Raw genomic sequence first — 23,969 nt, 5'->3', positions numbered from 1 at the left:
CACGCTTTTGAGCTCCTTAAGGAGGAGTGGTGACCGCCGAGTCCCTGCCCGCTGAGCTGCGCCGTGCGATCGTGCAGATCGCTCGCACGCCGCGATTGCTGGTCGCTTGCGACTACGACGGGACCTTGGCTCCGATCGTGACCAACCCGGACGAGGCGCGCCCGCTGCCCGAGTCGGTGGGCGCGCTGCGCTCGTTGGCCGGGCTGCACGAGACGACAACCGCGGTCATCTCCGGCCGCGCGCTGCGCGACCTCGCCATCCTGTCGCGACTGCCGCACGAGGTGCACCTGGTCGGCAGCCACGGTTCCGAATTCGACATCGGCTTCGTGCACGAGCTCGACGCCCAGGCCCGCGACCTGCACCGCAGGGTCGAGCAGGAACTGGAGCGCATCGCGGGCGACGTGCCCGGCGTGAGCCTGGAGGTCAAGCCGGCCAGCATCGCGGTGCACGTCCGCCGCGCCGACCGCGACGCCGCCCGCCGCGTGCTCGACGAGGTCCACAGTGGACCGTGCACGTGGGAGGGCGTGACGACCACCGACGGCAAGGAGGTCGTCGAGCTGGCCGTCGTGCAGACCGACAAGGGCCGCGCGCTGGACACGCTGCGCCACCAGGTCGGCGCCACCGCGGCGATCTTCCTCGGTGACGACGTGACCGACGAGAAGGCGTTCGCGCGGCTGTCCGGCCCCGACGTGGGCGTCAAGGTCGGCGACGGCGAGACCCTGGCCGCCTACCGGGTGCCCGGCACCGAGGACGTCGCCACGGTGCTGGCGTTCATGCTGGAGGAGCGCCGCAACTGGCTCTACGGCGAGCAGGCGCCGCCGATCGAGCGGCTGTCCATGCTGTCCAACGAGCGCGCGGTCGCGCTGGTCACCCCGGACGCCCGGCTGACCTGGATGTGCCACCCCGGCCCGGACGCGCCCGCGGTGTTCGCCGACCTGCTCGGCGGCACCAGCGCAGGCCACTTCTCGATCAAGCCGCACCACAACGGCCTGCCGCTGGGCCAGCGGTACCTGCCGAACACGATGACGGTGGAGACCCGCTGGTCGCGGCTGCTGGTGACGGACTACCTGGAGCCGGAGGGCCCGCCGCACCGCACCGACCTGGTGCGCGTGATCTCCGGGACCGCCGCCGCGTCCGTGGTGTTCGCGCCGCGGCCGGAGTTCGGCGGTGTCCCGGTCCGGCTGGTGCCGGACCCCGAGGGCCTGCGCGTGCTGGGCACGTCGGAGCCGATCGTGCTGCGCTCGCCGGGCGTGGCGTGGGAGATCACCTCCGACGGCCTGCACGACACCGCCACCGCGCTGGTACAGCCCACGCAGGACGAGCCGGTCGTGCTCGAACTGCGGTGCGGCACCACCGACCTGACCGCACACGAGCTGTCCGAACCGGAGCGGCGGGCGCGGGCGGGCGCGTACTGGAGCGACTGGGCGACCACGCTGAAGCTGCCGAACGTGGAGCCGGAGCTGGTCGCGCGCTCGGCGCTGACGCTGCGCGGACTGTGCAACGCCGACACCGGCGCGGTGCTCGCGGCGGCCACGACGTCGCTGCCGGAGGAGATCGGCGGCGTGCGGAACTGGGACTACCGCTACTGCTGGATCCGCGACGCGGCGTTCACCGTGCGGGAGCTGGTCGGGCTGGGCTCGCTGGCCGAGGCCGAGGGCTACCTGCGGTGGCTGCACGGCGTGCTGTCGACGCTGGCCGGCCCGGAGCGGCTGCACCCGCTGTACACGATCAACGGCACCCAGCTGGGCGCCGAGGCCGTGATCGACTCGCTGCCCGGCTACGCGGGTTCGCGGCCGGTGCGCGTCGGCAACCTGGCGAACCACCAGGTGCAGCTGGACGTGTTCGGCCCGGTCGTCGAGCTGGTGGCCGAGCTGGCGCAGGTGCGCGGCGAGCTGCGGGACGAGGACTGGCAGCTGGTGCGCGCGATGGCCGAGGCCGTCACGCGGCGCTGGTCGGAGCCCGACCACGGCATCTGGGAGGAACGGCACGTGCCGCGCCACCGGGTGTACTCGCGCGTCATGTGCTGGGTGACCGTCGACCGCGCCATCAAGCTCGGCGAGGTGTACGGGCGCGAGATCCCGGCCGGGTGGCACGACCTGCGCGAGGAGATCGCGACCGACGTGCTGACCAACGGCTGGAACGACGAGGTCCAGGCGTTCACCACCGCCTACGACGGCACCGACCTGGACGCGGCTTCGCTGTTCGTCGGGCTGGCCGGGCTGATCGACCCGTCGGACGAGCGGTTCCAGCACACGGTGACCGCGATCGAGGCCGAGCTGCGCAGCGGTTCCACGGTGTACCGCTACCGCCGCGACGACGGCCTGCCGGGCGGCGAGGGCGGGTTCCACCTGTGCGCCGCGTGGCTGATCGAGGCGTACCTGCTGACCGGCCGCCGCACCGAGGCGGAGGAGCTGTTCGAGCAGCTCGTCGACGCGGCCGGCCCGACGGGTCTGCTGCCCGAGCAGTACGACCCGGTGGCGGAGCGCTCGCTGGGCAACCACCCGCAGGCGTACTCGCACCTCGGGCTGATCCGCTGCGCCAAGCTGCTCTCCGGCGCCTGATCCGACTGCGTGAACGGCCCCTCCGGCACGTCCGGAGGGGCCGTTCACGTCTCAACGGGCCACCCGGCCGGCCGCCGCGACCTCGCGCACGGCCTCGGCGACGGCCCGGAAGTCCTTTTGCAGGATCTTCGAGTGGTTGCCGGCGACCTTCGCGCTGATCCGCAGGTTCGGGTTGCGGGCGAGCACCGGTTCGAGCGAGGCCCGCGACGCCTCCATCTCCTCCGCGCCGCCGCCGAGGTTCGACCCGGTGGCCAGGACGTGGCGCATCGGGCAGGACACGCTCTCCAGCACCGGCGCGAGCCGCGGCGATCTCGTTCAACTCGATGTTGACCTCGGCGTGCTGCTCGGCGGACATCCGCGCGGCCAGCGAGCGTCGCGCCGTAGGACCAGCCGACGAGGATCGGCCGCTCCACACCGGTCGCGTCGAGGTCGCAGCCGCACGCCTCCAAGGAACAGTCCGCAGACCGCCACGACCGGGCGCCATTGGCGCTGGCCCGTCCAGGCGGCGTACGGACCGGTCGGGGCCGCGGATGTTGGTGACGGCGAGGGCCGTGTCCTCGAAGGTGGACATCCCGGTCCAGGTCGTCGCACTCATGGGAACACCCTCGCGCCGCGCGCTGACTCAGCGCCTGACACCGGAATCAGGCGTAGTTGGCCGCGTGCAGGGCCGCCGCCACCGAGTCCACCTCCAGCACCCGGATCCCGTCCGGCAGCTTCCCCGGGTCGGGCGGCACCAGCGCGTGCGTGAACCCCATCCGCGCGGCCTCCGCCAGCCGCCGCCCGGCGCCGGTGACCCGGCGGACCTCCCCGGCGAGCCCGACCTCGCCGACGACCACCAGCCGCGGCGACAACGCCACGTCCCGCACCGACGACCACAGCGCCAGCAACACGGACAGGTCCACGGCGGGCTCGGTGACCTTCATCCCGCCGACCGTCGCCGAATAGACGTCCCGGTCGCCCAGCTTGATCCCGCCACGCTTCTCCAGCACGGCGAGGATCATCGCCACCCGCGCGGAGTCCAGGCCGCTCACGGCCCGCCTCGGCTGCGGCGCGCCGGCACTCGACACGAGCGCCTGCACCTCGCACAGCAGCGGCCGCTTGCCCTCGACCGTGACCGTCACCGCGGTGCCCGGCACCGCGTCCTCCCGCCGGTTCAGGAACAGCCCGGACGGGTCCGGCACCCCGACGATGCCGTCCTCGCGCAGTTCGAAGCACCCGATCTCGTCGGCGGGCCCGAACCGGTTCTTCACCCCGCGCACCATCCGCAGGGTCGAGTGCCGGTCGCCCTCGAAGTGCAGCACCACGTCGACCAGGTGCTCCAGCACGCGCGGGCCGGCGACCGAGCCGTCCTTCGTGACGTGCCCCACGAGCACGACCGGCAGCCCGCGCTCCTTCGCCAGCGCCACCAGCCCGGCCGTGACCGCCCTGACCTGCGTGACGCCACCCGGCGCGCCCTCCACCTGCGGCGAGGCCATCGTCTGCACCGAGTCGACGATCAGCACACCCGGCTTGACCGCGTCGACGTGTCCGAGGATCGCCGAAAGATCGCTCTCCGCCGCCAGGAACACACCCTCGTGCACGTTCTTCGTCCGCTCGGCGCGCAGCCGCACCTGCCCCGCGGACTCCTCGCCCGTGACGTACAGGGCCGGCCCGGACCCGCCGCGGGCCCACTGGTAGGCCACCTCCAGCAGGAGGGTCGACTTGCCGACGCCCGGCTCACCGGCCAGCAGCACGACCGCGCCGGGGACGAGCCCGCCGCCGAGCACCCGGTCCAGCTCGCCGACGCCGGTGGTGCGGGCGCGGGCGGCCTCGATGTCGACCTGGCCGATCGGCCGTGCCGGGGCGCTGGGCGCGCCCGCGGCCACGCGGGCTATCGCCGGGCGGGCGTCGCCGCGCTCCTCGATGGTTCCCCACGCCTGGCACTCCGGGCAGCGGCCGACCCACTTGGCGGCCTCGTACCCGCACTCACCGCAGCGGTAGCTGGTGCCCTTCTTGACCATGGTCGGTCACGCTAGCTGGCACCACCGACAGTTCTAGTGACCGCCGGCTTCCGCCTCGGCGGACGGCTGGCAGCTCAGCTCGACCGTGGGCGCCTGGATCGGCAGGTTCACGGTGACCGGGCCGGCATCCCGGAAGGTGAACGTGACCGGGATGGTCTGGCCGGGCCACACGACCTGCTTGATGCCCTGCAGGACGACCTCGGCGTGACCGATCCGGGTCGGCTGCCCGGTGGGACCAGCGGTCGGCGACGCGGACGCCGACGAGGTGGGCGAGGTCTGGGTCGAGCTCGGCGCGGCGGAGCTGGACTCCGGCTGCTGCACGGACTCGCCCTCGGTGGCCGGGCCGATCAGGAGCTTGCTGCCCGCGACGATGGCCTTCTGACCCTCGACGGTGGCGCTCGCCGCGTTCGCGCTGCTCACGGAGAGCAGCTCGTCGTCGGCGGTGCCGTCGTTGGCGATCACCAGCGTCAGCGGGGCGCTCGACCCGGTCGCGTAGGCCTGCTGGCAGTCGTTGCGGTTCACCAGGCCGGCGTCCCGCAGGACGAGCTTGCCCGCCTGGGCCATGGCGCCGTTGACCGCGGGCAGCATGGTGTTGGTCTGGGTGATCTGCCCGGCCCCGCACCCGGCAAGAGCCAGGGCGGCACCCACGGCGACCACGCTCGCGCCGACCACACGACGTTTCTGCAGCCTCACGGTCTCAGTCCCTCCTAGAAGCTATACCGGCCCGATCCTATCTGCGCCGCGAAGCGGCTCCGTTGAGGGTGGTGGTGGGCTGGCGGGAGGGGCCTAGCTATGGCCGGAAAGCCCGCCACCGAGGGTGCGCCGAGGGAGCCGGAAACCGTCCACAATGGATCAGAGAATCAATGTCGACAGGGTTCCCCACCACCTGCATGAGCATGCACTTTATCGGTTTGTCAACCCCCCGGATGGCCCCTGACCTGCGACGACGATCTCGGCCCGCTAGGTGGGCCCCCTCGCCGCGTGCTAGGATGGAGGCAGCGAAAGGGGCAGAGGACACATGGTTTTCAAGGTCGGAGAGACCGTCGTCTACCCGCACCACGGTGCCGCACTCATCGAAGCGATCGAGACCCGCGTGATCAAGGGCGAGGAGAAGCAGTACCTCGTCCTCAAAGTCGCGCAAGGGGACCTCACGGTTCGCGTGCCCGCTGACAACGCCGAGATCGTCGGCGTGCGGGACGTCGTGGGCCAGGATGGTCTGAACCGGGTTTTCGACGTGCTGCGAGCGCCGCACACCGAGGAGCCCACGAACTGGTCTCGTCGGTACAAGGCCAACCTCGAGAAGCTCGCCTCGGGCGACGTGAACAAGGTGGCCGAAGTGGTGCGCGACCTCTGGCGGCGCGAGAAGGACCGCGGCCTGTCCGCCGGCGAGAAGCGCATGCTGGCCAAGGCGCGGCAGATACTGGTCAGTGAGCTCGCCCTGGCGGAGGGCACCGACGAGGGCAAGGCGGAGACGCTGCTCGACGAGGTCCTGGAGACAGCGGCCGTCTAGAGCACAGGCTGACCTCGCGAGATGAGCCGGGCAGACGTGCTCATCTACTGCGTGTGCCCCATGAGACACAGCTCGTCCCGCGAAGTGAGACCCCGGCGATGAAGGTGGCGGCAGTCCTCATCGCCGACCCCGAGGGGCCGGATCCGTGCGCGCTCGTGCGCGGTGCGCCGCTGTTGCGGCACGCCGTGGACGGTCTGCTGGAGTCCGGATGCGCGGACCGCCTGGCGGTGGCGGTTCCCAAACCCGTGCTCGGGGATTGTGAATTGATCATACGGCCGGTACCCGGCGCCGGTTCCCGGTGCCGGGTACTGGCCTGTGGTCCTGATCGCGCCGAATCCGTCCGGGCGGCCGTCGAGGCCACCGGGGAATCCGATGTCGTCCTGGTGCACGACGTCGCGCGTCCGTTCGTGCCTCCCGCCACCGTCCGCGCGGTGGCCGAGGCGGTGTTCGCCGGGGCAGAGGCGATCATCCCGGTCCTACCCGTGACCGACACCGTCAAACTCGTTTCCGGCGACGTGATCGCCGCCACCTCGGACCGGGACCACCTGCGCGTCGTGCAGACCCCCGTCGGCTACCGCCCCGAGGTGCTCCGCGAGCTCTGCGCACGCGGCGCGGACCCGCTGTCGGATCTGCCCGGTAGCGTGCGCACCGTGGCCGGGCACCCCACCGCGCTCCGGCTCACCACGGCCTTCGACGTGGCCGTCGCGGAAGCACTACTCGAGGAGCAGGGTTGAGGGTCGGGACCGGGGTCGACGTCCATCCGATCGAGGCGGGCCGCGAGTGCTGGATCGCCGGGCTGCTGTGGGAGGGCGCCGACGGCTGCGCCGGCCACTCCGACGGTGACGTGGCCGCCCACGCGCTGTGCGACGCGATGCTGTCCGCGGCCGGGCTCGGCGACCTGGGCGCGGTGTTCGGCACCAGCGACCCACGCTGGGCAGGCGCCCACGGCGCGGAGTTCGTGGCCGAGGCGCGTCGGCTGGTCGAGGCGGAAGGCTGGCGGCTGGGCAACGCGTCGGTGCAGGTCATCGGCAACGCGCCGCGCATCGGCAAGCGGCGCGAAGAGGCCCAGGACGTGCTGAGCAAGGCCGCGGGCGGCGCGGTCAGCGTCAGCGGCACCACCACCGACGGGCTCGGCCTGACCGGCCGCGGCGAGGGCATCGCCGCGGTCGCCACCGCCCTGCTGCTGCCGGCCGAATAAGTCACACGAATCCGGAGGTCGTCCCCGGTAGCCTGTGGTCTGTGACGATTCAGGCGGTGATGTTCGACTTCTCCGGCACCCTTTTCCGGCTCGAGCAGAACTCCAGCTGGCTGTCCGACCTCACGACCCCCGACGGCGCCCCGCTCGACGTCGAGGCGCAGACCGAGCTGATGCGCCGCATGACCGCCCCGACCGGGCAGGTCGTCGAGCTGTCCGACGAGTACCAGCACGCGTGGGAGAACCGGGACCTCGACCCGGCGCTGCACCGCAAGATCTACCTCGAGGTGCTGCGCAAGTCCGGCGTCGCGCACGCCCACCAGGCCGAGGCGCTCTACAACCGCCTGATCGATCCCGCGGAGTGGACGCCGTACCCGGACACCGAGGCCGCGCTGAAGGACACCGCGGCCAAGGGCGTCAAGGTCGGCGTGCTGAGCAACATCGCCTTCGACATCCGGCCCGCGTTCGCGATGCGCGGCTACACCGACTTCGTCGACGAGTTCCTGCTCTCCTTCGAGGAGGGCTACATCAAGCCGCAGCCCGAGGTGTTCCGGCTGCTGATCGACAAGCTCGGGGTCGCGCCGGAGGACACGCTCATGGTCGGCGACAGCGAGGAGGCCGACGGCGGGGCGAAGGCGCTCGGCTGCGCGTTCGCCCTCGTCGACCCGCTGCCGACCACCGAACGCCCGGACGGCCTGCTCACGGCCCTGCGCACGCACGGGGTGCTCTGAGCGGCGTCAAGGTGACCCGTACCATTTCAGGGTGGCCCTTCATCTGTACGACACCGCGAGCAGGAGCGTGCGGGAGTTCCACCCCGCCCGTAGCGGAACGGCGTCCATGTACGTGTGTGGGGCCACCGTGCAGGGCATTCCGCACATCGGGCACGTCCGCGGCGCCCTGAACTACGACGTCCTGCGCCGCTGGCTGATCCACAGTGGACTGGACGTGTTGTTCGTGCGCAACGTCACGGACATCGACGACAAGATCCTCACCAAGGCGGCCGACGCCGGACGGCCGTGGTGGGAGTGGGCGGCGACGCACGAACGCGCGTTCGAGGAGGCCTACACCGTCCTCGGCTGCCTCCCGCCCTCGATCGCGCCGCGCGCCACCGGGCACGTCACGCAGATGGTGGAGCTGATGCAGCGCCTCATCGACGCCGGGCACGCCTACGCGGCGGGCGGCGACGTGTACTTCGCCGTGTCCACGTTCCCCGAGTACGGCGCGCTGTCCCGGCAGAAGCTGGACGAGGTGCAGCAGGGCGAGACGCTGGCCGAGGGCAAGCGCGACCCGCGGGACTTCACGCTGTGGAAGAGCGCCAAGCCGGGCGAGCCGTCGTGGCCGACACCATGGGGCGACGGGCGGCCGGGCTGGCACCTGGAGTGCTCCGCGATGGCGACCACCTACCTGGGCGCCGAGTTCGACATCCACGGCGGCGGCGTCGACCTGGTGTTCCCGCACCACGAGAACGAGCGCGCCCAGTCGCAGGCGGCGGGTGACCCGTTCGCGCGGTTCTGGCTGCACAACGCGTGGGTGACGCTGTCCGGCGAGAAGATGTCGAAGTCGCTGGGCAACGTGGTGTCGATCGAAGCGATGCTGCGCAACTACCGGGCCGCCGAGCTGCGGTACTACCTGGTGCAGCCGCACTACCGGTCGACCATCGAGTACTCCGACGGCGCGTTGTCCGAGGCGGCCCAGGGCTACCGGCGGATCGAAGGCTTCCTGCGCCGGGCGGCGCAGCGGACGGGCACGGTCGAGCCGGGTGAGCTGGCGCCCGAGTTCGTCGCCGCGATGGACGACGACCTGTCCACGCCGGCGGCGGTCGCGGCCGTGCACAACCTGGTCCGCGAGGGCAACGCGGCACTGGACTCCGGCGATGACGCCAAGGCACGCGCGGCCGCCGGTTCGGTGCGCGCGATGATGGGTGTGCTCGGGCTGGACCCGCTGGCACCGGAATGGGCGGAGAGCTCGGCGGCGGAGACGCCGGCGAGGGCCGCACTGGCCGAGTTGGTCGAGGCGATGCTCGTGGAGCGCCAGGAGGCGCGTGCCACGCGTGACTTCGCCAGGGCCGACGCCGTGCGCGACCGCCTCCTCAAGGCGGGAATCGCGGTCGAAGATACTCCCGATGGTCCGGTGTGGACCGTGAAAGAAGCTTAAATGGCAGGCAATTCCAAGCGCCGGGGTGCGGTTCGCAAAGAGGGCACCAAGAAGGGTGCAGTCGTCGGCTCCGGCGGTCAGCGTCGCCGCGGGCTGGAGGGCAAGGGCCCGACGCCGCGCGCGGAGATGCGTCCCGGGCACCCGAAGCAGAAGCGTGCCGCGGCGGCTGCCGCGCGCGCCGAGAAGGCTCGCGACCGCCGCGAAGGGCCGGAGATCATCGCCGGCCGCAACCCGGTGGTCGAGGCCCTGCGCGCGGGCGTGCCGGGCACCACGCTGTTCGTGGCGCTGAACATCGACGCCGACGACCGGGTCACCGAAGCGGTGCGGCTGGCGGCGGACAAGGGCATCTCGATCCTGGAGATCCCGCGCGAGGAGCTGGACCGCAAGACCAACCGCGCGGTGCACCAGGGGCTCGGGCTGCAGGTGCCGCCGTTCGAGTACAGCCACCCGGACGACCTGCTGGCGATCGCGAAGGACTCGGGTGAGCCGCCGCTGCTGGTGGCGCTCGACGGCGTGACCGACCCGCGGAACCTGGGCGCGGTGGTGCGTTCGGCGGCGGCGTTCGGGGCGCACGGGGTGCTGCTGCCGCAGCGTCGCAGCGCGGGCATCACGGCCGTGGCGTGGCGGACGAGCGCCGGCACCGCGGCGAAGATGCCGATCGCGATCGCGACCAACCTGACCCGGCAGCTGAAGCTGTGGGCGGAGGAGGGCCTGATGATCGCGGGCCTGGACGCGGACGGCTCGGTCGGGATCGACGACCTGTCGCTGGCGACGGACCCGCTGGTGGTCGTGGTGGGCTCCGAGGGGCGCGGCCTGTCCCGCCTGGTGCGCGAGACCTGCGACGAGACGGTGTCGATCCCGATGGCCGCCGGGGTGGAGTCGCTGAACGCCTCCGTCGCGGCGGCGGTGCTGCTGGCGGAGGTCGCGCGGCGGCGTCGCGTGACGGGGCGCATCTGATCGTGGCTGCGTGAGCGGCGCCGGGGCTCCGGCGCCGTTCCTTTTTGTGGCGTCCAGCGGGGAACTTCACACACCCGCTGCGGAAGCGGTGAGTTTCACTCCTTCGGGCCAACCCGGTCGGCTAAGGTCAGTGCGCTGATCCGCTTGCACAGGGGGACCCCAGGTCGATGTCGTTCGCTTCACCGTTGTTCCTCTGGTACTTCCTGCCGGCGACGTTGCTCGCCGTGCTGGTGCTGCCGAGGAGCTGGCGGAACGGCATCATCGCGGTCGCCAGCCTGGTCTTCTACGCCAGCGGCGCGGGCGCGTTCACCCTGCTGCTCCTGGCGTGCATGGTGGTCAACTTCGCGGCGGGCACCGCGCTGGAGCCGAACCCGTGGGAGCCGCGGTCGAGCCGGAAGCGGTCGCTGCTGATCGCGGTCATCTGCTTCGACGTCGGCATTCTGGTGGTCTGGAAGTACGCCGGGTTCGCGACGCAGCAGATCGACTACTTCACCCAGCTCTTCGGCGGTTCGTTCCCGGTGGCGCACCTGGCGCTGCCGATCGGCATTTCGTTCTTCACGTTCCACCACATCTCGTACGTCGTCGACATCTACCGAGGTGAGCGGCGGGCGTTGCGCAACCCGGTGTCGTTCGTGACCTACATCGCGATGTTCCCGCAGCTGGTGGCCGGGCCGATCGTGCGGTACCGGGAGATCGCGGACCAGTTGCCGCAGCACCGGTCGCACCGGCTGGACGACATCGCGGCGGGCTTCCCGCGGTTCGCGCTGGGGCTGTGCAAGAAGGCGATCATCGCGGACTCGCTGAGCCCGATGGTCGAGGCATGCTTCGCGACGCCCGGCGACGAGATGACGTTCGCGATCGCGTGGCTCGGCGCGGTCGGGTACACGTTGCAGCTGTACTTCGACTTCTCCGGCTACTCGGACATGGCGATCGGCCTGGGCCGCATGTTGGGGTTCCGGCTGCCGGAGAACTTCGCGCGCCCGTACTCGTCGGTGACGGTGACCGAGTTCTGGCGGCGCTGGCACATGTCGCTGAGCCGCTGGTTCCGCGACTACGTGTACATCCCGCTCGGCGGCAACCGCGCCGGTGCGGCGAAGACGTACCGGAACCTGTGCATCGTGTTCGTGCTGACAGGTTTCTGGCACGGCGCGAACTGGACGTTCCTGGTTTGGGGTTGTTACCACGGGCTGCTGCTGATCATCGAGCGCCGGTTCGGCTGGGACCGCACCCCGCCCGCGGTGGCCGCGCGCGTGGGCCGCCGGGTGCTCACGCTGGTGCTCGTGGTGTTCGGCTGGGTGTTCTTCAAGTCGGCCGACATCGGGCACGCGTTCACCATGATCGGGCACATGCTGGTCCCCGACTTCGACGGCCTGACGGACGTCGTCGAGGCGGCGCTGACGAACCAGCGGGTGGTCATCCTGATCGCCGCGCTGGCGATCTTCGCGCTACCGGCCAACCCGGTCACGGGGCCACTGCTGGAGTCCGCCCGAACCCGCGGCGCGGTGGGGTTGCGGATCGGCGTGATGACGGCGGGCGCACTGTACGCCGCGATCCTGGTCGCGAACGGGACGTTCAGCCCGTTCCTGTACTACCAGTTCTGAGTGGAGCGCCCCTGCTCCAGGACGTTCCGGTACTGATCTGCGCTGAACCGGAAGGGACCGACGTCCGGGTAGCTTTCGAGCACTTGGTCTTGCGAGTCCTGCCAGCGGAAGTCGCGCCAGATGATGAGTTCGTCGTGCCGGGTGATCATCGCCGTGATGGCTCCACAGCCGAGATCACCGCACTCCGGACAGCAGTAGAGCACCTGCCGCCCGTTCGGAAGGCTGGACGGACCGCGGAGCCGCAGACGGTCCACTTCCCTGCTCAGGGCACGCGGCGGAAGATCAGTGGCGAGCGCAGAAACCACGTCCTCCCCGTCGAAGAGCGACAACAGGGGCCGGCCATCGATCACGAAGTCCAGAAACTCCCGTCGCGTGCGCGTGGCAGGCCCCAGAACGGCACCGCTGCGCACGGATGGGATCAACCCGAAGTTCTGGAACATCGGCTGGCTCCTTGTCTTGCCCTGCCCCTGCCCGCGACTTAACCAGTGGCTGTTTCCCCTGCTCAACGTTACGTTTCCCAGTGTCACCGGGGTGAGGGGGATGCCGTGCCGGAGCGGATCATGTTCGTTCAGCTGAAGACCGGCTTCGACACCGATCGCGGGCCGTCGTGGATTGGGTGGGTGCGGTTTTCCCGGACGTGGCAGACGGCCTACTTCCACGGCCGGACGCTGCGGCGGTGGACCGGTCTGCCGAGCGCGAACTTCGTCGACGTCGAGACGGACGAGTTGTTCTGGCTCTCCGGCCCGAAACGCGACCGGACCGACACCCGCTACGGCCCCGGGCTTCCGGAGGTCGAAGAGGACGCCCGGGAAGCCTACGAGACGTTTCTCCGCGGTGAGCCGCTGCCGAGGCGGGAGGACGGTTAGCGTTGTCCGCGGGCGGTGCGGAACGTGCGGAAGCCCCGGCGGTGGTAGTTCGGCAGGGCGTGCGGGTGGTCGAGGTCCGAGGTGTGCAGCCAGACGCGGCGGACGTCCAGGGGGAGGTGCCACGCCTGCTCGACCGCCAGGGTCAGCGCGTAGCCGCCGATGCCCTTGCCCACGTACTCCGGCACCAGGCCGAACGTGGTGATCTCCACTTCGCCGTCGCCGTGGGACTGGTAGTCGGCCAGGCCGGCGATCTCGCCCAGATGACGGATCAGCACGCAGTGGCGGCCCTCGCGGGAGAGGTACCACTCCCAGTCGTCGTCGGACCAGCGGGAGCTCGGCCAGTTGTACGGCTCGCCGATCCGCACCGTCGTCGGGCGCACCAGTGGGGAGTCGGCGGGAATGGGCTCCACCGCGACCCCGGGCACGGGTGCCGCCGGGCGCAGGTCGGCGAGGCTGGTCATCTCGAGATGGGTGACGGTCTCCTCCACCCGGCCCAGCATGCCGACCGCGCCCACCACACGCGAGCTATTTCTGGCCGTACCCCCGCAACTTCTCCACCACGTGCGCGATTTCCTCGGCCGGCAACAGCCGCGGGTCGCCCGCCGAACGGGCGAGCAGCCACACCTGGCAGAGCCACTCCAGCTGCTCGGCCCGGCTGTACGCCGCCGCCAGACCATCGCCGTACGTGATGGTTCCGTGGTTGCCCAGCAGGCAGCCCCGGCGCCCCTCCAGCGCGGCGAGCATCGACTCGGCCAGCTCCTCCGTGCCGTACGTCGCGTAGCGGGCGACCCGCGCGGACGGGCCGATCGTCGCCAGCATGTAATGCACCGCGGGCACCTCGTCGACCAAAGTGGACACCGCGGTCGCGTGCACCGAGTGCGTGTGCACGATCCCGGTGATCGGCGCGCCGTCCGGGTCGGCCGCCTTCGTGTACACCGACAGGTGCATCGGCATCTCGCTGGTGGGCCGCAGCTTGCCCTCCACAATGGACCCGTCGAGCGACACCACCGGGATGTCCTCCGGCGTCAGCACGCCGTAGTCCACCCCGGTCGGCGTCACCGCGATCAGCTCGCCCGAGCGGGCGGAGATGTTGCCGGAGGTGCCCACCACGAGCCCGTCGGCGGTCAGCCGTCGCGCGTACTCGCACACCGCTCGCCGTTCGTCGGCCAGGATCACAGTCGCCACAACCCCCGCGCGGCGGTCAGCGACGCCTGGTAATCCGCGTAACCGCTCTGGTAGAACTCGACATTTTCGGGCACCGGCGACACGGTCCGCGAGCTGCTCGCCCACAGCTCCGCGTCGAACGGCTGGTTCAGCGCCTCGGCCGCGACCAGGACGGCACCCCGCGCCCCGACACCCGGATCGCTCGGGATCACGATCGGGCGGCCGAGCACGTCGGCGAAGATCTGCGTCCACTCGGCGGAGCGCACCCCGCCGCCGCACGCGTACAGCCGGCCGGACAGACCGGCCGCGTCGAAGCAGTGCCGTGCCGCGTAGGCGATCGACTCGCACAGCGCACGCACCACGTCCGCGCGCCCGTGCTCCAGGCTCAGCCCGGCGAACTGCGCCCGCGCGGACGCGTCGACGAACGGCGCCCGTTCACCGGACGCGGACAGGAACGGCAGCGCCCGCACCCCGGCGGCCCCGGGCGGGCTCTGCGCGAGCAGCGTCCCGATCTCGGTGACCTCGATGCCCAGCAGACGGCAGATCCAATCGATACTCGCGGTGCCGACCATCGCCGGCATCGCGTGCAGGTACTCGCCCGGCGTCGGCGTGGACAGGAACATGCCGGCCGGCTCGCCCTCGCCGTCGAACTCGGCGTTGTCGGTGAGCACCTGGCAGGCCAGTGTGGTGCCGGCGGTGAGGATGCCGTCGCCCGGCGCGCGCACCCCGGCGCCGATCGCGCTGGCGGGCAGGTCGAACGGGCCTGCGGTGACCGGCAGCCCCTCGGGCAGCCCGAGGAGTTCGGCGCCACGGCGGTTCAGCCTGAACACGGCCTTCGGCGGCGCCGGTTCGGCCAGCAGGTTCCGCCGGTGGGACAGTCCGACGGCGGCGATCGCGCCCTCGTCGTAGCGGCGGGTCTTCGGGTCGAGGAACGGCAGGGACGCGTCGGACACGTCCACCGTGATCTCGCCGGTCAGCCGCTGCACCACGGCGTCGACGCAGTACCCGGCCACCGCGGCCCGGTCCAGCACCTCGGGTTCGTGGGTGTCCAGGTAGGACAAGACGGCGGCCGCGCAGCCGGGGAACATGCCCGAGCCCGTGCGCCGGAACACCTCCCGCGACACCCCGTCGGCCTGCCACTTGGCGAGCAGCGCGTTGGCCCTGCCGTCGAGCCAGGAAATGGCCGGCCGCACCGCGTTGCCGTCCTCGTCGCGGAGCCACACGCCGTCGCCCTGACCGGTCAGCGCCAGCGCGGTGACCGGGGCGTCCAGCTTCGCCGCGACCTCGCGCACGACGGTCGCGACCGTGCCGACGACCTGGTCGAGGTCCTGCTCGACCCGGCCGCCGGACAGGTGGTGCACCTCCGACGGCGTGCAGGCCTGGTGCAGCGACACCCCGGCCTCGTCGAACACGACGGCCTTCGTCAGTGAAGTACCGATGTCGACGCCGATGATCATCGCAGCACTTCCGGGTTCGCGACGTTCGCCAGCTTCTCCCCACGGGCGTAGCGGCCCACCTCGGCGGCGACGATCCGCGCGGCGCGCTCCGCGGTCTGGCGGCTGGCACCCGCCAGGTGCGGCGTTGCGATCACGTTCGGCGCGTCCCGCAGGGCCCAGTCCGCGGGCGGCGGCTCGACGTCGTAGACGTCCAGCGCGAGCGCGCCCAGCCGGCCGGACTTCAGCAGGCCCGGCAGGGGCGCGTAGTCCAGCAGCCCGCCGCGGGCGGAGTTGACCAGCACCGCGCCCTCGGGCAGCAGGGCAAGGCGCTCGGCGTTGATCAGGTGGCGCGTCTCGTCGGTCAGGCGGGCGTGCAGGCTGACCACCGCGCTGCGGCGGAGGAGGTCGTCCAGCTCGACCAGCTCGGCGCCGTCCGCCGCGATCTGCTCCGGCTTCGCGTACGGGTCGGCGACCAGCACCTTCGACCCGAACGCGACCAGCACCTTGGCCACCCGCGATCCGATCGCGCCGTAGCCGACCAGGCCGACCGTGGTGCCCTCCAGCTCCAGCCCGGCGTTCGGGTAGGCGTAGTAGTCACCGCGCCAGGTGCCGCCGAGCAGCTCGGCCGACGAGGTCGAGATGCGGCGCATGGCGGCGAGGATCATGCCGATCGCGAACTCGGCGGCGGCGGTCGCATTGCGGCCCGGCGCGTAGGTGACCGCGACGCCGGCCTCGGTGGCAGCCGCGAGGTCGACGTTCACCGGCCCGCCCCGGCACACCGACACCAGCTTCAGCTCGGGCGCGGCGGCGAAGACCTTCTTCGTGAACGGCGCCATCTGGGTGACCGCGACCTCGGCCCCGGCCAGTGCCTCGATGACCTGCTCCTCGGTGCCGCTCGCCTCGTGCACCCCGCCGACCGGGCCGAACGGCTCGACCGGCCAGGGCAGCGACAGCTTACTGAATTCGGGCTCGGTGGCCAGCTCGGCCCGGACCGCGTCGGCAAGCAGGTTGTTGCCGACGAACTCGTCTCCCGCGCAGAGAACGCGCACTTCTGGCTCCTCCTTGAACCGCCGGGCCTCAGCCGGCCGCGTGGACCTGTTCGTATTCGGTGATGTGTGCGACCTTGGCCGCGCTCGGCGAACCCGGGTCGAACGTGTACCCCAGCCACTCGGTGACGATCTTCTTCGCCAGCTCGGCCCCGATCACCCGGGCGCCGAAGGTGATGATCTGGCAGTTGTTCGACTTCACCGACCGCTCGGCCGAGTATGAATCGTGCGCGACCGTCGCACGCACCCCCGGCACCTTGTTCGCCGAGATCGCCACACCGATGCCGGTGCCGCAGACCAGGACACCCCGGTCGGCCTCGCCGTTGGCGATCTTCTCCGCCGCGGCCAGGCCGAAGATCGGGTACGCGCGGTCGTCGTCCGGGCTGTCCACGCCCAGGTCGATCACCTCGGTGACCCGCTCGTCCTTCGCCAGCAGGTCCCGCACCTCGTTCTTCAGCAGCACGCCTGCGTTGTCCGCGGCCACCACGACCCGCATCAGTTCCCCTCCTTGCCCAGAGCTTCCCCGATCGCCGTGACGATCAGGGCGAACGAGGTCGCGCCGGGATCGGCGTGCCCCTTGCTGCGCTGCGCCAGCCGGGCCGCGCGTCCCTTGGCGGGCACCAGGTTCGCGGTCTCCTCGGCGGCGAGCGTCGCTGCCTGCGCGGCCTCGCGCCACGCGTCCGGCAGCGCGGCGCCGGCCTCGGCCTGCTTGCGCAGCGCCTGCCGAAACGGCTCGATCGCGTCGAGCATGGTCTTCTCGCCCAGTTCGGCCTTGCCCAGCTCGGTGAAGGCCCACACCGCGCCGTCGACCGCGTCCGCGACCACCGCGGTGGTGATCTCGTCCACCCGCAGCCCCGCGCCGGTCTCGGCGAGCAGCACGCCGTACAGGGCGCCGGACGCACCACCGGCGGCGTCGGCAAGCGCGGTCCCGGCCGCCAGCAGCGTGTCGGCCACCGAAGACCCGGCGGCCTCGCGGGCGGCCGAAACGGCGGCTCGCATGCCGCGGGTCATGCCGAGGCCGTGGTCACCATCCGCGGCGACCGCGTCCAGACGGCCCAGCTCGGACTCGTTGTCCTCGATGCGGCGCATGGCCGCGGTCAGCAGGCGGTCGACGAGTTCGACCCCCTCACCCTCCGGGCGCGCCAACTGCTTGTCCACTGTGGACGAGAGCTCGACCGGTTCCAGGATCGCCCCGCCGCTGCGGTAGCCCGGGGTGTCGCACGGCGCGCCGTACAGCTCGGCCAGCTCGTCGTCCAGCACCAGCACCGACAGCGAGACCCCGGCCATGTCCAGCGAGGTGACGAACTCGCCGACCTCCGTGTGCACCGGCGTCAGCCCGGCGCCGGCGAGGCGCTCGTGGATCCGGGTGTAGGTCACGAACATCTCTTCGTACTTGGTCCGGCCGAGGCCGTTGACCAGCACCGCGACCCGGCCGTCGCCCCGCGGCAGCTCGGGCAGCAGGCCGTCGACCAGCTCGTCGGCCAGCTCCGCCGCGCCGAGGCGGCCGACGGTGCGCACCCCCGGCTCGCCGTGGATGCCGAGGCCCAGCTCCATCTCGGACTCGCCCACGGTGAACAGCGGCTGGTCGGCACCCGGGAGCGTGCAGCCGCCGAAGGCGACGCCGAACGTGCGGGTGTGCGCGTTGGCCTTGACCGCCGCCGCGTGCACCGCGTCGAGGTCGTCACCCCGCTCGGCCGCGGCGCCCGCGACCTTGAAGACGATGAAGTCGCCCGCCACCCCGCGGCGCTTCTCCGGCGCGTCGGCCGGTCCGCTCGCGATGTCGTCGGTGACCAGGATGGTGCGGCTTTCGATGCCCTCCGCGGCCAGGCGGCGCGCGGCGAGGCCGAAGTGCAGGACGTCGCCGGCGTAGTTGCCGTAGGCGAACAGCACCCCCGCGCCACCCTCGGCGGCGCGGGCCGTGCGGTAGACCTGCTCGGCGCTCGGGCTGGTGAACACGTCACCGACCACCGCCGCGTCGGCGAGGCCGGGCCCGACCAGGCCGGCGAAGGCCGGGTAGTGGCCGCAGCCGCCGCCGATGACCACGGCGACCTTGCCCCGCCGGGGCACGTTCCGGCCGAGCACGCCGTACGCGCCGGGCACCTTGCGCACCTCGCGGCCGTACGCGGTGACGAAGCCGTCCAGCCAGTCCCGCTTGAACGTCGCGGCCGTTCCCAGCGTGGTCATGAGCGCACCAGCTCCCCGGCGAGGTAGGCGAGCAGCAGCTTCCGGACGTCGTGGTTGGACTCCGCGACCTGTGCGGCCAGCTCCAGCGCGTCCGGCTTCGGCGGGTAGGTCGGGTTGGGCAGGGCGATGACGGTCAGCCCCGCGGCCGCGGCGGCGCGGATGCCGTTGCTGGAGTCCTCGACCCCCAGGCACTCCTCGCCGCGGAAGCCGAGCCGGGACGCGGCCTCGGCGTAGACGTCCGGGCTGGGCTTGCCGCGCGGCACCTCGGCGCTGGACACGGTGGCCGAGAACTCCCCCGTCAGCCCGTGGGTCTCCAGCACCGCGTCGATCACCCGGCGCGCCGCCGAGGACGCGAGCGCGACCGGGACGCGGGCCGCCACGTCGCGCACCATCGCGTCGGCGCCGTCCAGCAGCGGGGCCTCACCGTCGGCGATCGACTTGATCATCCCGTCGACCACGGCCTTCTCGACCTGCTCCGGGGTCTCCGGGGTCCCGCTGCGCTCCGCCAGGTACGCGGCCCACTCGGGCGCGCTCATGCCCTGGACGGTGGCGGTGTCGGCGGCCGTCCACTCGACACCGTGGGCCGCCGCGTAGGCGACCCAGTTCTCCTCCCAGAGGTGTTCACTCTCGACCAGGACACCGTCGAGGTCGAACACCACCGCGGCGAAACCCATGCAACAACCCCTTTCACGCCGTTGGTGTTAAATTAACACCGCCGCCGAGATTTGTCACGGGAGGTCCGATGGGAACGCAGTTGCTGCTGGTCCGCCACGGCGAGACCGAATGGCACGCGGAGAACCGCTACGCCGGCACCAGCGAGGTCGGCCTCACCGAGCGGGGCCGCAGACAGGCCGAGGGGCTGGCGGCGTATCTGGCCGGTTCCGGCGAGCCGGTCACCGCGCTCTACCGGTCGCCGCAGGGGCGCGCGCGGGTCACCGCCGAGCCGTCCGCGCGGGCGCTCGGCCTCGAGCCCGTCGTGCTCGACGAGCTGCGCGAGGTGCACTTCGGGATCGCCGAGGGCAAGGTGCTGTCCGAGCTGGATCCGCAGGTCGTGGCGGCGTTCCGGGCGGATCCGGTGGCCGGCGCGTTCCCCGGGGCCGAGCCGACGGCCGAGGCCGCGCGCCGGGGAGCGGCGGCGCTGCGGCACATCGCGAAGCGCGAAGACGGCGGGCGGGTGCTGGTCGTCGCGCACAACACGCTGATCCGGGTCACGCTGTGCGAACTGCTCGGCATCCCGGTCCGCGACTACCGCCGCGTGTTCCCGCGCCTGGAGAACGCGGCCATCACCGAGATCGGGATCGACGGCGACGCGACGAGCCTGCGGCGCTTCAACCTGCCCACGTCCTAGCCTTGTCCCGTGGAAGACAAGTCCAGCGGGAGCGCGCGCTCCCGTAACATCCGGCAGCAGCGCATCACCGACTACGTCGTGAAGAAGGGCCAGGCGTCCGCAGCGGAACTGGCCGAGCTGACCGGCGTGAGCGTGATGACCGTGCACCGCGACCTGGACGAACTGGCCCGGCGCGGCCTGCTGCGCAAGTACCGCGGCGGGGTCTCCGCGCAGCCGTCGACGGTGTTCGAGAGCAACACCGAGTACCGGCTCAACGCCCACGTCGAGGCGAAGGCCGCGATCGCCGAGAAGGCGTTGTCGCTGGTCGAGCCCGGGATGTCGATCCTGCTGGACGACTCGACCACCGCGCTCGCCCTGGCCAAGCTGCTGCACCAGGTCACGCCGCTCACCGTGGCGACGAACTATCTGCGGATCATCGAGGTGCTCAAGCAGGTCGACGACGTGCGCCTGATCGGGCTCGGCGGCGACTACTCCGCGACCCACGACTCGTTCCTCGGCATGCCCTGCCTGGAGGCCGTCGAGCGGCTCACCGTGGACGTGACGTTCGTGTCGACCTCGGCGATGAACGCGGAGATGACGTTCCACCAGGAGCCCGAGATCGTCATGGTCAAGCGGGCGATGCTGGCCAGCGCGGAGATCCGGGTGCTGCTCATGGACTCCAGCAAGATGCCGCGCACCGCGCTGCACCGGCTGGCCGAGATCGAGGACTTCCACCACCTCGTGGTCGACTCAGCGGTGTCCGCGTACCTGCTCGACCAGTACGAGGACCAGACGAACGTGCTCGTCGCCGAGGTCTGATCGCATCACACCCTTGCGTGTTAATTTCACGTGCTCCATGATAACTTGGGTTTCGCACACTCATGGAGGCGTGATGACGCAGACGGCAACATCGAGGTTGTCCCAGCCGGACAGGGGGTTCGGGGGGCTTCTCGCCAGGTGGGGGCTACCGGCCCCGTTGTTCCTCGGGTACGTCGGCCTGTTGCTGTTCATGGTCGGCGACGGGGTGGAGTCCGGGTTCATCGCCCCGTTCATGGCCGATCACGGCGCCGGGGACGAAATTCACGCGTCCTATGTGATCACCGCGTACGGCGTGGCCGTGATGCTCGCGTCCTGGCTGTCCGGCGCGTTGTCGGAGCTGTGGGGGCCGCGCCGGGTCATGTGGATCGGCCTGGCGATCTGGCTCGTGTTCGACGTGCTGTTCCTCGCCGTGGCGGTGCCCAGCGAGAACTACCCGCTGATGCTGATCACCTACGGCATCCGCGGCTTCGGGTACCCGATGTTCGCGTTCGGGTTCCTGGTGTGGATCACCGCGGTGGCGCCGGTCGCGCGGCTCGGCGCCGCGGTCGGCTGGTTCTACTTCGCGTTCACCGGCGGCCTGCCGACGCTCGGCTCGCTGGTCGCGAGCTTCACCAACCCGGTGCTCGGCCACTACGGCACGCTGTGGCTGTCGGTCGGCATCCTGGCCGCGGGCGGTCTGCTGTGCGTGCTCGGGGTGCGGGAGCGGACCGGGTTCACGCGGCTCGCGCCGGAGGGCGTCCAGCCGGTGCAGAGCCTGGTGTCCAGCGTGTCGATCGCGTGGAAGAACCCGCGCGTGGGCGTCGGGATGATCGTGCGGATCATCAACACCGCGCCGGAGTTCGGCATGCTGGTGTTCTTCCCGACGATCTTCGCCGACCAGATCGGGTTCGGCGAGGGCCGGTGGCTGCTGCTGGTGTCGGTCATCTACGGCACGAACATCTTCTTCAACCTGATCTTCGGTGTGGCCTCGGACAGGATCGGCTGGCAGCGCACGATCTTCTGGTTCGGCGCGATCGGCTGCGCCATCTCGATCCTGCTGCTGTACTTCGTGCCGACGTCGCTGGGCGCGGACTACTACTGGGTGGCTCTGCTCGTGGGCGCGCTGTACGGTGCGACGCTGGCCGGGTTCGTGCCGATCTCGGCGCTGCTGCCCTCGCTCGCGCCGGAGAACAAGGGCGGCGCGATGGCGTTGCTGAACCTGGGCGCCGGTGCCGCGGCGTTCGTCGGGCCGGCGATCGTGTCGCTGTTCCTCGGCCCGGCGGGCGCGGCCGGCGTGGTGATCATCTTCGCCGCGCTGTACATCGTGGCGGCGGTGCTCACCCGGTTCCTGAAGCTGCCGGAGGCCACGCGGAAGGCCATCGACGAGGACGTCAGCTTGCAGGACGTGACGGCGGTCCGCCCGTGACGGTTGTCGGTGTCGACGTCGCGACCGCGGGGGTGCGTGCCTTCGCGGTCGGCGGCGACGGCTCGGTGCGGGCGACGGCTGCCGAGCCGTTGCCCGCCCCGGTCCGGGACGAGTCCGGCCGCAGCGAGCAGGACGCGCGGGCGTGGTGGCCCGCGGTCGAGTCGGTGCTGCGGCGGGTGACCGCCGAAGTCGCCGAGCCGGTGCGGGCGGTCGCGGTGTCGGCCACCTCGGGCACGATCGTCGCGGTCGACGGCCGGGGCGAGCCGCTGGGCCCGGCGCTGATGTACGACGACCGGCGCGGCGCGGACGACAACGCGAAGGCGGCGGAGGTGGGGGCGCAGCGGTGGCACGAGCTGGGGATGAGCGTGTCGCCGACGGCGGCGCTGGGCCGGATCAACTGGCTGCGCCGCGCCTACCCGGATGCCGCCGGTGTCCGTCACACACCGGACCTGATCGGTGAAAAACTCCTCGGCCGCCCGGTGGCGACCGACTCCTCGCATGCCCTGAAGAGCGGGTACGACCCGTTGCGCGAGGAGTGGGCGGCCGAGGTGTTCGACTTCGGGGTGGACTGGCTCCCCGAGGTCGTGCGGCCGACGACCGTGCTGGGCGAGTTGCCCCGCCCGGTCGCCGGCCTGCCCCAGGGTTGCCTGGTGGTGGCCGGCATGACCGACGGTTGTGCCGGCCAGCTGGCGACGGGCGCCGTGACGCCGGGCCGTTTCGCAGGGATCCTCGGCACGACCTACGTGTTGAAGGGCGTGACCGAGCACCTGGTGCGAGACCCGTCCGGAGCGTTGTACAGCCACCGCCACCCGGACGGCTGGTGGCTACCTGGCGGAGCGTCGAACACCGGCGGTGAGGCGGTGGCCGGTGTCCCCAACCTCGCCGAACTGGATGCGGAGGCGGCGCGGCGCGGCCCCGCGCGAGTGGTGGCCTACCCCCTGAAGCGCGCGGGCGAGCGCTTCCCGTTCGTCACGCCCGACGCCCGGGGCTTCGTACTGGGCGAGCCGCAGGACGAGGTGGAGCTGCACCGGGCCCGCCTGGAGGGCGTCGCGTTCGTGGAGAGGCTGGCGTTGGAGCGGTTGCGCGAGCTGGGGGTGCCCGTGACCGGCCCGCTGGTGGCCGCGGGCGGGGGAAGCAAGAGTCCGTTGTGGACCCGCATCCGAGCGACGGTCAGCGGAATCGAACTGCGAGTGTCACCCCAAGCCGAAACCGGCTACGGAGCGGCGATGCTCGCAGCCGCGGCGGTACTGCCGGGGGGATTGACCGAAGCGGCGGAAATGATCGGCGGAGAAGAATCGGTTGTTGAGCCGGACACGGCGGAACAAGAGCCGATGGAAGAGAACTACCAGCGGTTCAAAGAGGAATTGAAGAACCGGGGCTGGCTTTAGCGAGCAAACCCGGAAGCCCGGGCAAGCTGTGGCAGGGAACCGGAAGCCAGAGGTGCTTTGACGGGCAACCCGAATACCGGGGCTGGTCTGACAGGCAGAACTGGAAGCCGGCGCGGGGCCTGGCAGGCGAATCGGAAGCTAGGGGTTGCCTTGGGTAGGCAAACCGGAAGCTAAAGCTGATGGCAGGAAAAACCGAAGCCGGGCTGGCCTTAGCAGGACAAGGCCGGAAACCGGGGCGGGGCCTGACAGGCAAACCCGAATACCGCGGCTGGCCCGATAGGCAGAAGCGGAAGCCCGGGCAGGCCTGGCAGGAAGAATCGGACGCCCAGGGCTGGCCGACAGGCAGAAACCAGAAG

At 71.4% G+C, this 23,969-nt stretch carries 24 protein-coding genes; 13 read left to right on the top strand and 11 right to left on the bottom strand.

The window, feature by feature from the left end:
* The first annotated feature begins 29 nt into the window (after positions 1-29).
* Entirely contained in the window at positions 30-2,561 is a 2,532-nt protein-coding gene (gene otsB / locus ACCP09_RS25800) for a trehalose-phosphatase (protein ID WP_123687190.1), read from the top strand.
* Positions 2,562-2,612: 51 nt separating this feature from the next.
* Here otsB and ACCP09_RS25795 read toward each other — a convergent pair whose 3' ends face one another.
* From ACCP09_RS25795 to ACCP09_RS25785, 3 genes are all read right to left on the bottom strand, one after another.
* Positions 2,613-2,828, bottom strand: coding sequence for a hypothetical protein (locus tag ACCP09_RS25795; protein ID WP_433751009.1), 216 nt, complete (start codon positions 2,826-2,828; stop codon positions 2,613-2,615).
* A gap of 374 nt (positions 2,829-3,202) precedes the next feature.
* Positions 3,203-4,561, bottom strand: coding sequence for a DNA repair protein RadA (radA, locus tag ACCP09_RS25790; RefSeq protein ID WP_027933672.1), 1,359 nt, complete (start codon positions 4,559-4,561; stop codon positions 3,203-3,205).
* Positions 4,562-4,594: 33 nt separating this feature from the next.
* Positions 4,595-5,254, bottom strand: coding sequence for a hypothetical protein (locus ACCP09_RS25785; RefSeq protein WP_433751005.1), 660 nt, complete (start codon positions 5,252-5,254; stop codon positions 4,595-4,597).
* Between the two features lie 325 nt (positions 5,255-5,579).
* Between ACCP09_RS25785 and ACCP09_RS25780 the strand changes: the two genes are divergently transcribed.
* The 7 genes from ACCP09_RS25780 (at position 5,580) to ACCP09_RS25750 (ending at position 11,978) form a co-directional block, all read left to right on the top strand.
* Positions 5,580-6,071, top strand: a complete 492-nt coding sequence (locus ACCP09_RS25780; RefSeq protein WP_020417039.1) for a CarD family transcriptional regulator — start codon at positions 5,580-5,582, stop codon at positions 6,069-6,071.
* A gap of 98 nt (positions 6,072-6,169) precedes the next feature.
* Positions 6,170-6,805, top strand: coding sequence for an IspD/TarI family cytidylyltransferase (locus tag ACCP09_RS25775; protein ID WP_027933670.1), 636 nt, complete (start codon positions 6,170-6,172; stop codon positions 6,803-6,805).
* Positions 6,802-7,269: a 2-C-methyl-D-erythritol 2,4-cyclodiphosphate synthase gene (gene ispF / locus ACCP09_RS25770; protein WP_123684663.1), complete on the top strand. Its 468-nt coding sequence runs from the start codon at positions 6,802-6,804 to the stop codon at positions 7,267-7,269. Before ACCP09_RS25775 ends, ispF begins: the two co-directional genes overlap by 4 nt.
* A 41-nt stretch (positions 7,270-7,310) precedes the next feature.
* On the top strand, positions 7,311-7,997 hold the full coding sequence (locus ACCP09_RS25765; protein WP_027933668.1) for an HAD family hydrolase: 687 nt from the start codon (positions 7,311-7,313) through the stop codon (positions 7,995-7,997).
* A gap of 31 nt (positions 7,998-8,028) precedes the next feature.
* The gene (cysS, locus tag ACCP09_RS25760) at positions 8,029-9,420 is read left to right on the top strand and encodes a cysteine--tRNA ligase (RefSeq protein WP_027935722.1); all 1,392 of its coding nucleotides are present in this window, start codon (positions 8,029-8,031) and stop codon (positions 9,418-9,420) included.
* Positions 9,421-10,377 carry a 23S rRNA (guanosine(2251)-2'-O)-methyltransferase RlmB gene (rlmB, locus tag ACCP09_RS25755; RefSeq protein ID WP_027933666.1) on the top strand — a complete coding sequence of 319 codons (957 nt, stop codon included), beginning with the start codon at positions 9,421-9,423 and terminating at the stop codon, positions 10,375-10,377. It begins immediately after the preceding gene.
* Between the two features lie 167 nt (positions 10,378-10,544).
* Positions 10,545-11,978: an MBOAT family O-acyltransferase gene (locus ACCP09_RS25750; protein WP_027933665.1), complete on the top strand. Its 1,434-nt coding sequence runs from the start codon at positions 10,545-10,547 to the stop codon at positions 11,976-11,978.
* Here the strand turns inward: ACCP09_RS25750 and ACCP09_RS25745 are convergent.
* On the bottom strand, positions 11,966-12,418 hold the full coding sequence (locus tag ACCP09_RS25745) for a hypothetical protein (protein WP_433750997.1): 453 nt from the start codon (positions 12,416-12,418) through the stop codon (positions 11,966-11,968). The genes ACCP09_RS25750 and ACCP09_RS25745 overlap by 13 nt on opposite strands.
* 120 nt (positions 12,419-12,538) lie before the next feature.
* On the opposite strand from ACCP09_RS25745, the gene ACCP09_RS25740 reads away from it, so the two are divergent.
* Entirely contained in the window at positions 12,539-12,844 is a 306-nt protein-coding gene (locus tag ACCP09_RS25740; protein ID WP_433750994.1) for a hypothetical protein, read from the top strand.
* Here the strand turns inward: ACCP09_RS25740 and ACCP09_RS25735 are convergent.
* Genes ACCP09_RS25735 through ACCP09_RS25705 form a run of 7 tightly spaced genes read right to left on the bottom strand, consistent with a single transcriptional unit; the run spans position 12,841 to position 19,348 of the window.
* Positions 12,841-13,332 carry a GNAT family N-acetyltransferase gene (locus tag ACCP09_RS25735; RefSeq protein WP_433750991.1) on the bottom strand — a complete coding sequence of 164 codons (492 nt, stop codon included), beginning with the start codon at positions 13,330-13,332 and terminating at the stop codon, positions 12,841-12,843. The two genes, ACCP09_RS25740 and ACCP09_RS25735, sit on opposite strands and share 4 nt — an antisense overlap.
* A 37-nt stretch (positions 13,333-13,369) precedes the next feature.
* The gene (locus tag ACCP09_RS25730) at positions 13,370-14,020 is read right to left on the bottom strand and encodes a class II aldolase/adducin family protein (protein ID WP_378364679.1); all 651 of its coding nucleotides are present in this window, start codon (positions 14,018-14,020) and stop codon (positions 13,370-13,372) included.
* Complete coding sequence (locus tag ACCP09_RS25725) at positions 14,017-15,465, bottom strand: FGGY family carbohydrate kinase (protein WP_431905351.1); 1,449 nt, start codon at positions 15,463-15,465, stop codon at positions 14,017-14,019. The genes ACCP09_RS25730 and ACCP09_RS25725 overlap by 4 nt, the downstream gene beginning before the upstream one ends.
* On the bottom strand, positions 15,462-16,493 hold the full coding sequence (locus ACCP09_RS25720) for a 2-hydroxyacid dehydrogenase (protein ID WP_433750987.1): 1,032 nt from the start codon (positions 16,491-16,493) through the stop codon (positions 15,462-15,464). Before ACCP09_RS25720 ends, ACCP09_RS25725 begins: the two co-directional genes overlap by 4 nt.
* A gap of 28 nt (positions 16,494-16,521) precedes the next feature.
* Positions 16,522-16,986 (bottom strand): ribose-5-phosphate isomerase, encoded by a 465-nt coding sequence (locus ACCP09_RS25715; protein WP_017985389.1) that lies wholly within the window; start codon positions 16,984-16,986, stop codon positions 16,522-16,524.
* Positions 16,986-18,674: a dihydroxyacetone kinase subunit DhaL gene (gene dhaL / locus ACCP09_RS25710; RefSeq protein ID WP_433750983.1), complete on the bottom strand. Its 1,689-nt coding sequence runs from the start codon at positions 18,672-18,674 to the stop codon at positions 16,986-16,988. The genes ACCP09_RS25715 and dhaL overlap by 1 nt, the downstream gene beginning before the upstream one ends.
* The gene (locus ACCP09_RS25705; RefSeq protein WP_027933658.1) at positions 18,671-19,348 is read right to left on the bottom strand and encodes an HAD family hydrolase; all 678 of its coding nucleotides are present in this window, start codon (positions 19,346-19,348) and stop codon (positions 18,671-18,673) included. The genes dhaL and ACCP09_RS25705 overlap by 4 nt, the downstream gene beginning before the upstream one ends.
* A 68-nt stretch (positions 19,349-19,416) precedes the next feature.
* Between ACCP09_RS25705 and ACCP09_RS25700 the strand changes: the two genes are divergently transcribed.
* From ACCP09_RS25700 to ACCP09_RS25685, 4 genes are all read left to right on the top strand, one after another.
* Positions 19,417-20,022, top strand: a complete 606-nt coding sequence (locus ACCP09_RS25700; protein ID WP_433750980.1) for a histidine phosphatase family protein — start codon at positions 19,417-19,419, stop codon at positions 20,020-20,022.
* 9 nt (positions 20,023-20,031) lie between these two features.
* Complete coding sequence (locus ACCP09_RS25695) at positions 20,032-20,820, top strand: DeoR/GlpR family DNA-binding transcription regulator (RefSeq protein ID WP_017985392.1); 789 nt, start codon at positions 20,032-20,034, stop codon at positions 20,818-20,820.
* A gap of 73 nt (positions 20,821-20,893) precedes the next feature.
* Positions 20,894-22,225, top strand: a complete 1,332-nt coding sequence (locus tag ACCP09_RS25690; protein WP_027933656.1) for an MFS transporter — start codon at positions 20,894-20,896, stop codon at positions 22,223-22,225.
* Positions 22,222-23,613 carry an FGGY-family carbohydrate kinase gene (locus ACCP09_RS25685; protein ID WP_433750975.1) on the top strand — a complete coding sequence of 464 codons (1,392 nt, stop codon included), beginning with the start codon at positions 22,222-22,224 and terminating at the stop codon, positions 23,611-23,613. The genes ACCP09_RS25690 and ACCP09_RS25685 overlap by 4 nt, the downstream gene beginning before the upstream one ends.
* Positions 23,614-23,969 lie beyond the last annotated feature (356 nt).

Origin of the sequence: Amycolatopsis sp. 3B14 (assembly GCF_050958625.1) — a bacterium.
Lineage (GTDB): Bacteria > Actinomycetota > Actinomycetes > Mycobacteriales > Pseudonocardiaceae > Amycolatopsis_E > Amycolatopsis_E thermoflava.
Note: the sequence above shows the minus strand (reverse complement) of the source record. Positions and strands in the feature narration are given on the sequence as shown.

Excerpts from the sequence above, each read along its gene's own strand:
- ACCP09_RS25795 (WP_433751009.1), bottom strand. The coding sequence starts at position 2,828 with ATGCGCCACGTCCTGGCCACCGGGTCGAACCTCGGCGGCGGCGCGGAG.
- radA (WP_027933672.1), bottom strand. The coding sequence starts at position 4,561 with ATGGTCAAGAAGGGCACCAGCTACCGCTGCGGTGAGTGCGGGTACGAG.
- ACCP09_RS25780 (WP_020417039.1), top strand. The coding sequence starts at position 5,580 with ATGGTTTTCAAGGTCGGAGAGACCGTCGTCTACCCGCACCACGGTGCC.
- ACCP09_RS25775 (WP_027933670.1), top strand. The coding sequence starts at position 6,170 with ATGAAGGTGGCGGCAGTCCTCATCGCCGACCCCGAGGGGCCGGATCCG.
- rlmB (WP_027933666.1), top strand. The coding sequence starts at position 9,421 with ATGGCAGGCAATTCCAAGCGCCGGGGTGCGGTTCGCAAAGAGGGCACC.
- ACCP09_RS25750 (WP_027933665.1), top strand. The coding sequence starts at position 10,545 with ATGTCGTTCGCTTCACCGTTGTTCCTCTGGTACTTCCTGCCGGCGACG.
- ACCP09_RS25745 (WP_433750997.1), bottom strand. The coding sequence starts at position 12,418 with ATGTTCCAGAACTTCGGGTTGATCCCATCCGTGCGCAGCGGTGCCGTT.
- ACCP09_RS25740 (WP_433750994.1), top strand. The coding sequence starts at position 12,539 with ATGTTCGTTCAGCTGAAGACCGGCTTCGACACCGATCGCGGGCCGTCG.
- ACCP09_RS25725 (WP_431905351.1), bottom strand. The coding sequence starts at position 15,465 with ATGATCATCGGCGTCGACATCGGTACTTCACTGACGAAGGCCGTCGTG.
- ACCP09_RS25715 (WP_017985389.1), bottom strand. The coding sequence starts at position 16,986 with ATGCGGGTCGTGGTGGCCGCGGACAACGCAGGCGTGCTGCTGAAGAAC.
- dhaL (WP_433750983.1), bottom strand. The coding sequence starts at position 18,674 with ATGACCACGCTGGGAACGGCCGCGACGTTCAAGCGGGACTGGCTGGAC.
- ACCP09_RS25705 (WP_027933658.1), bottom strand. The coding sequence starts at position 19,348 with ATGGGTTTCGCCGCGGTGGTGTTCGACCTCGACGGTGTCCTGGTCGAG.
- ACCP09_RS25700 (WP_433750980.1), top strand. The coding sequence starts at position 19,417 with ATGGGAACGCAGTTGCTGCTGGTCCGCCACGGCGAGACCGAATGGCAC.
- ACCP09_RS25690 (WP_027933656.1), top strand. The coding sequence starts at position 20,894 with ATGACGCAGACGGCAACATCGAGGTTGTCCCAGCCGGACAGGGGGTTC.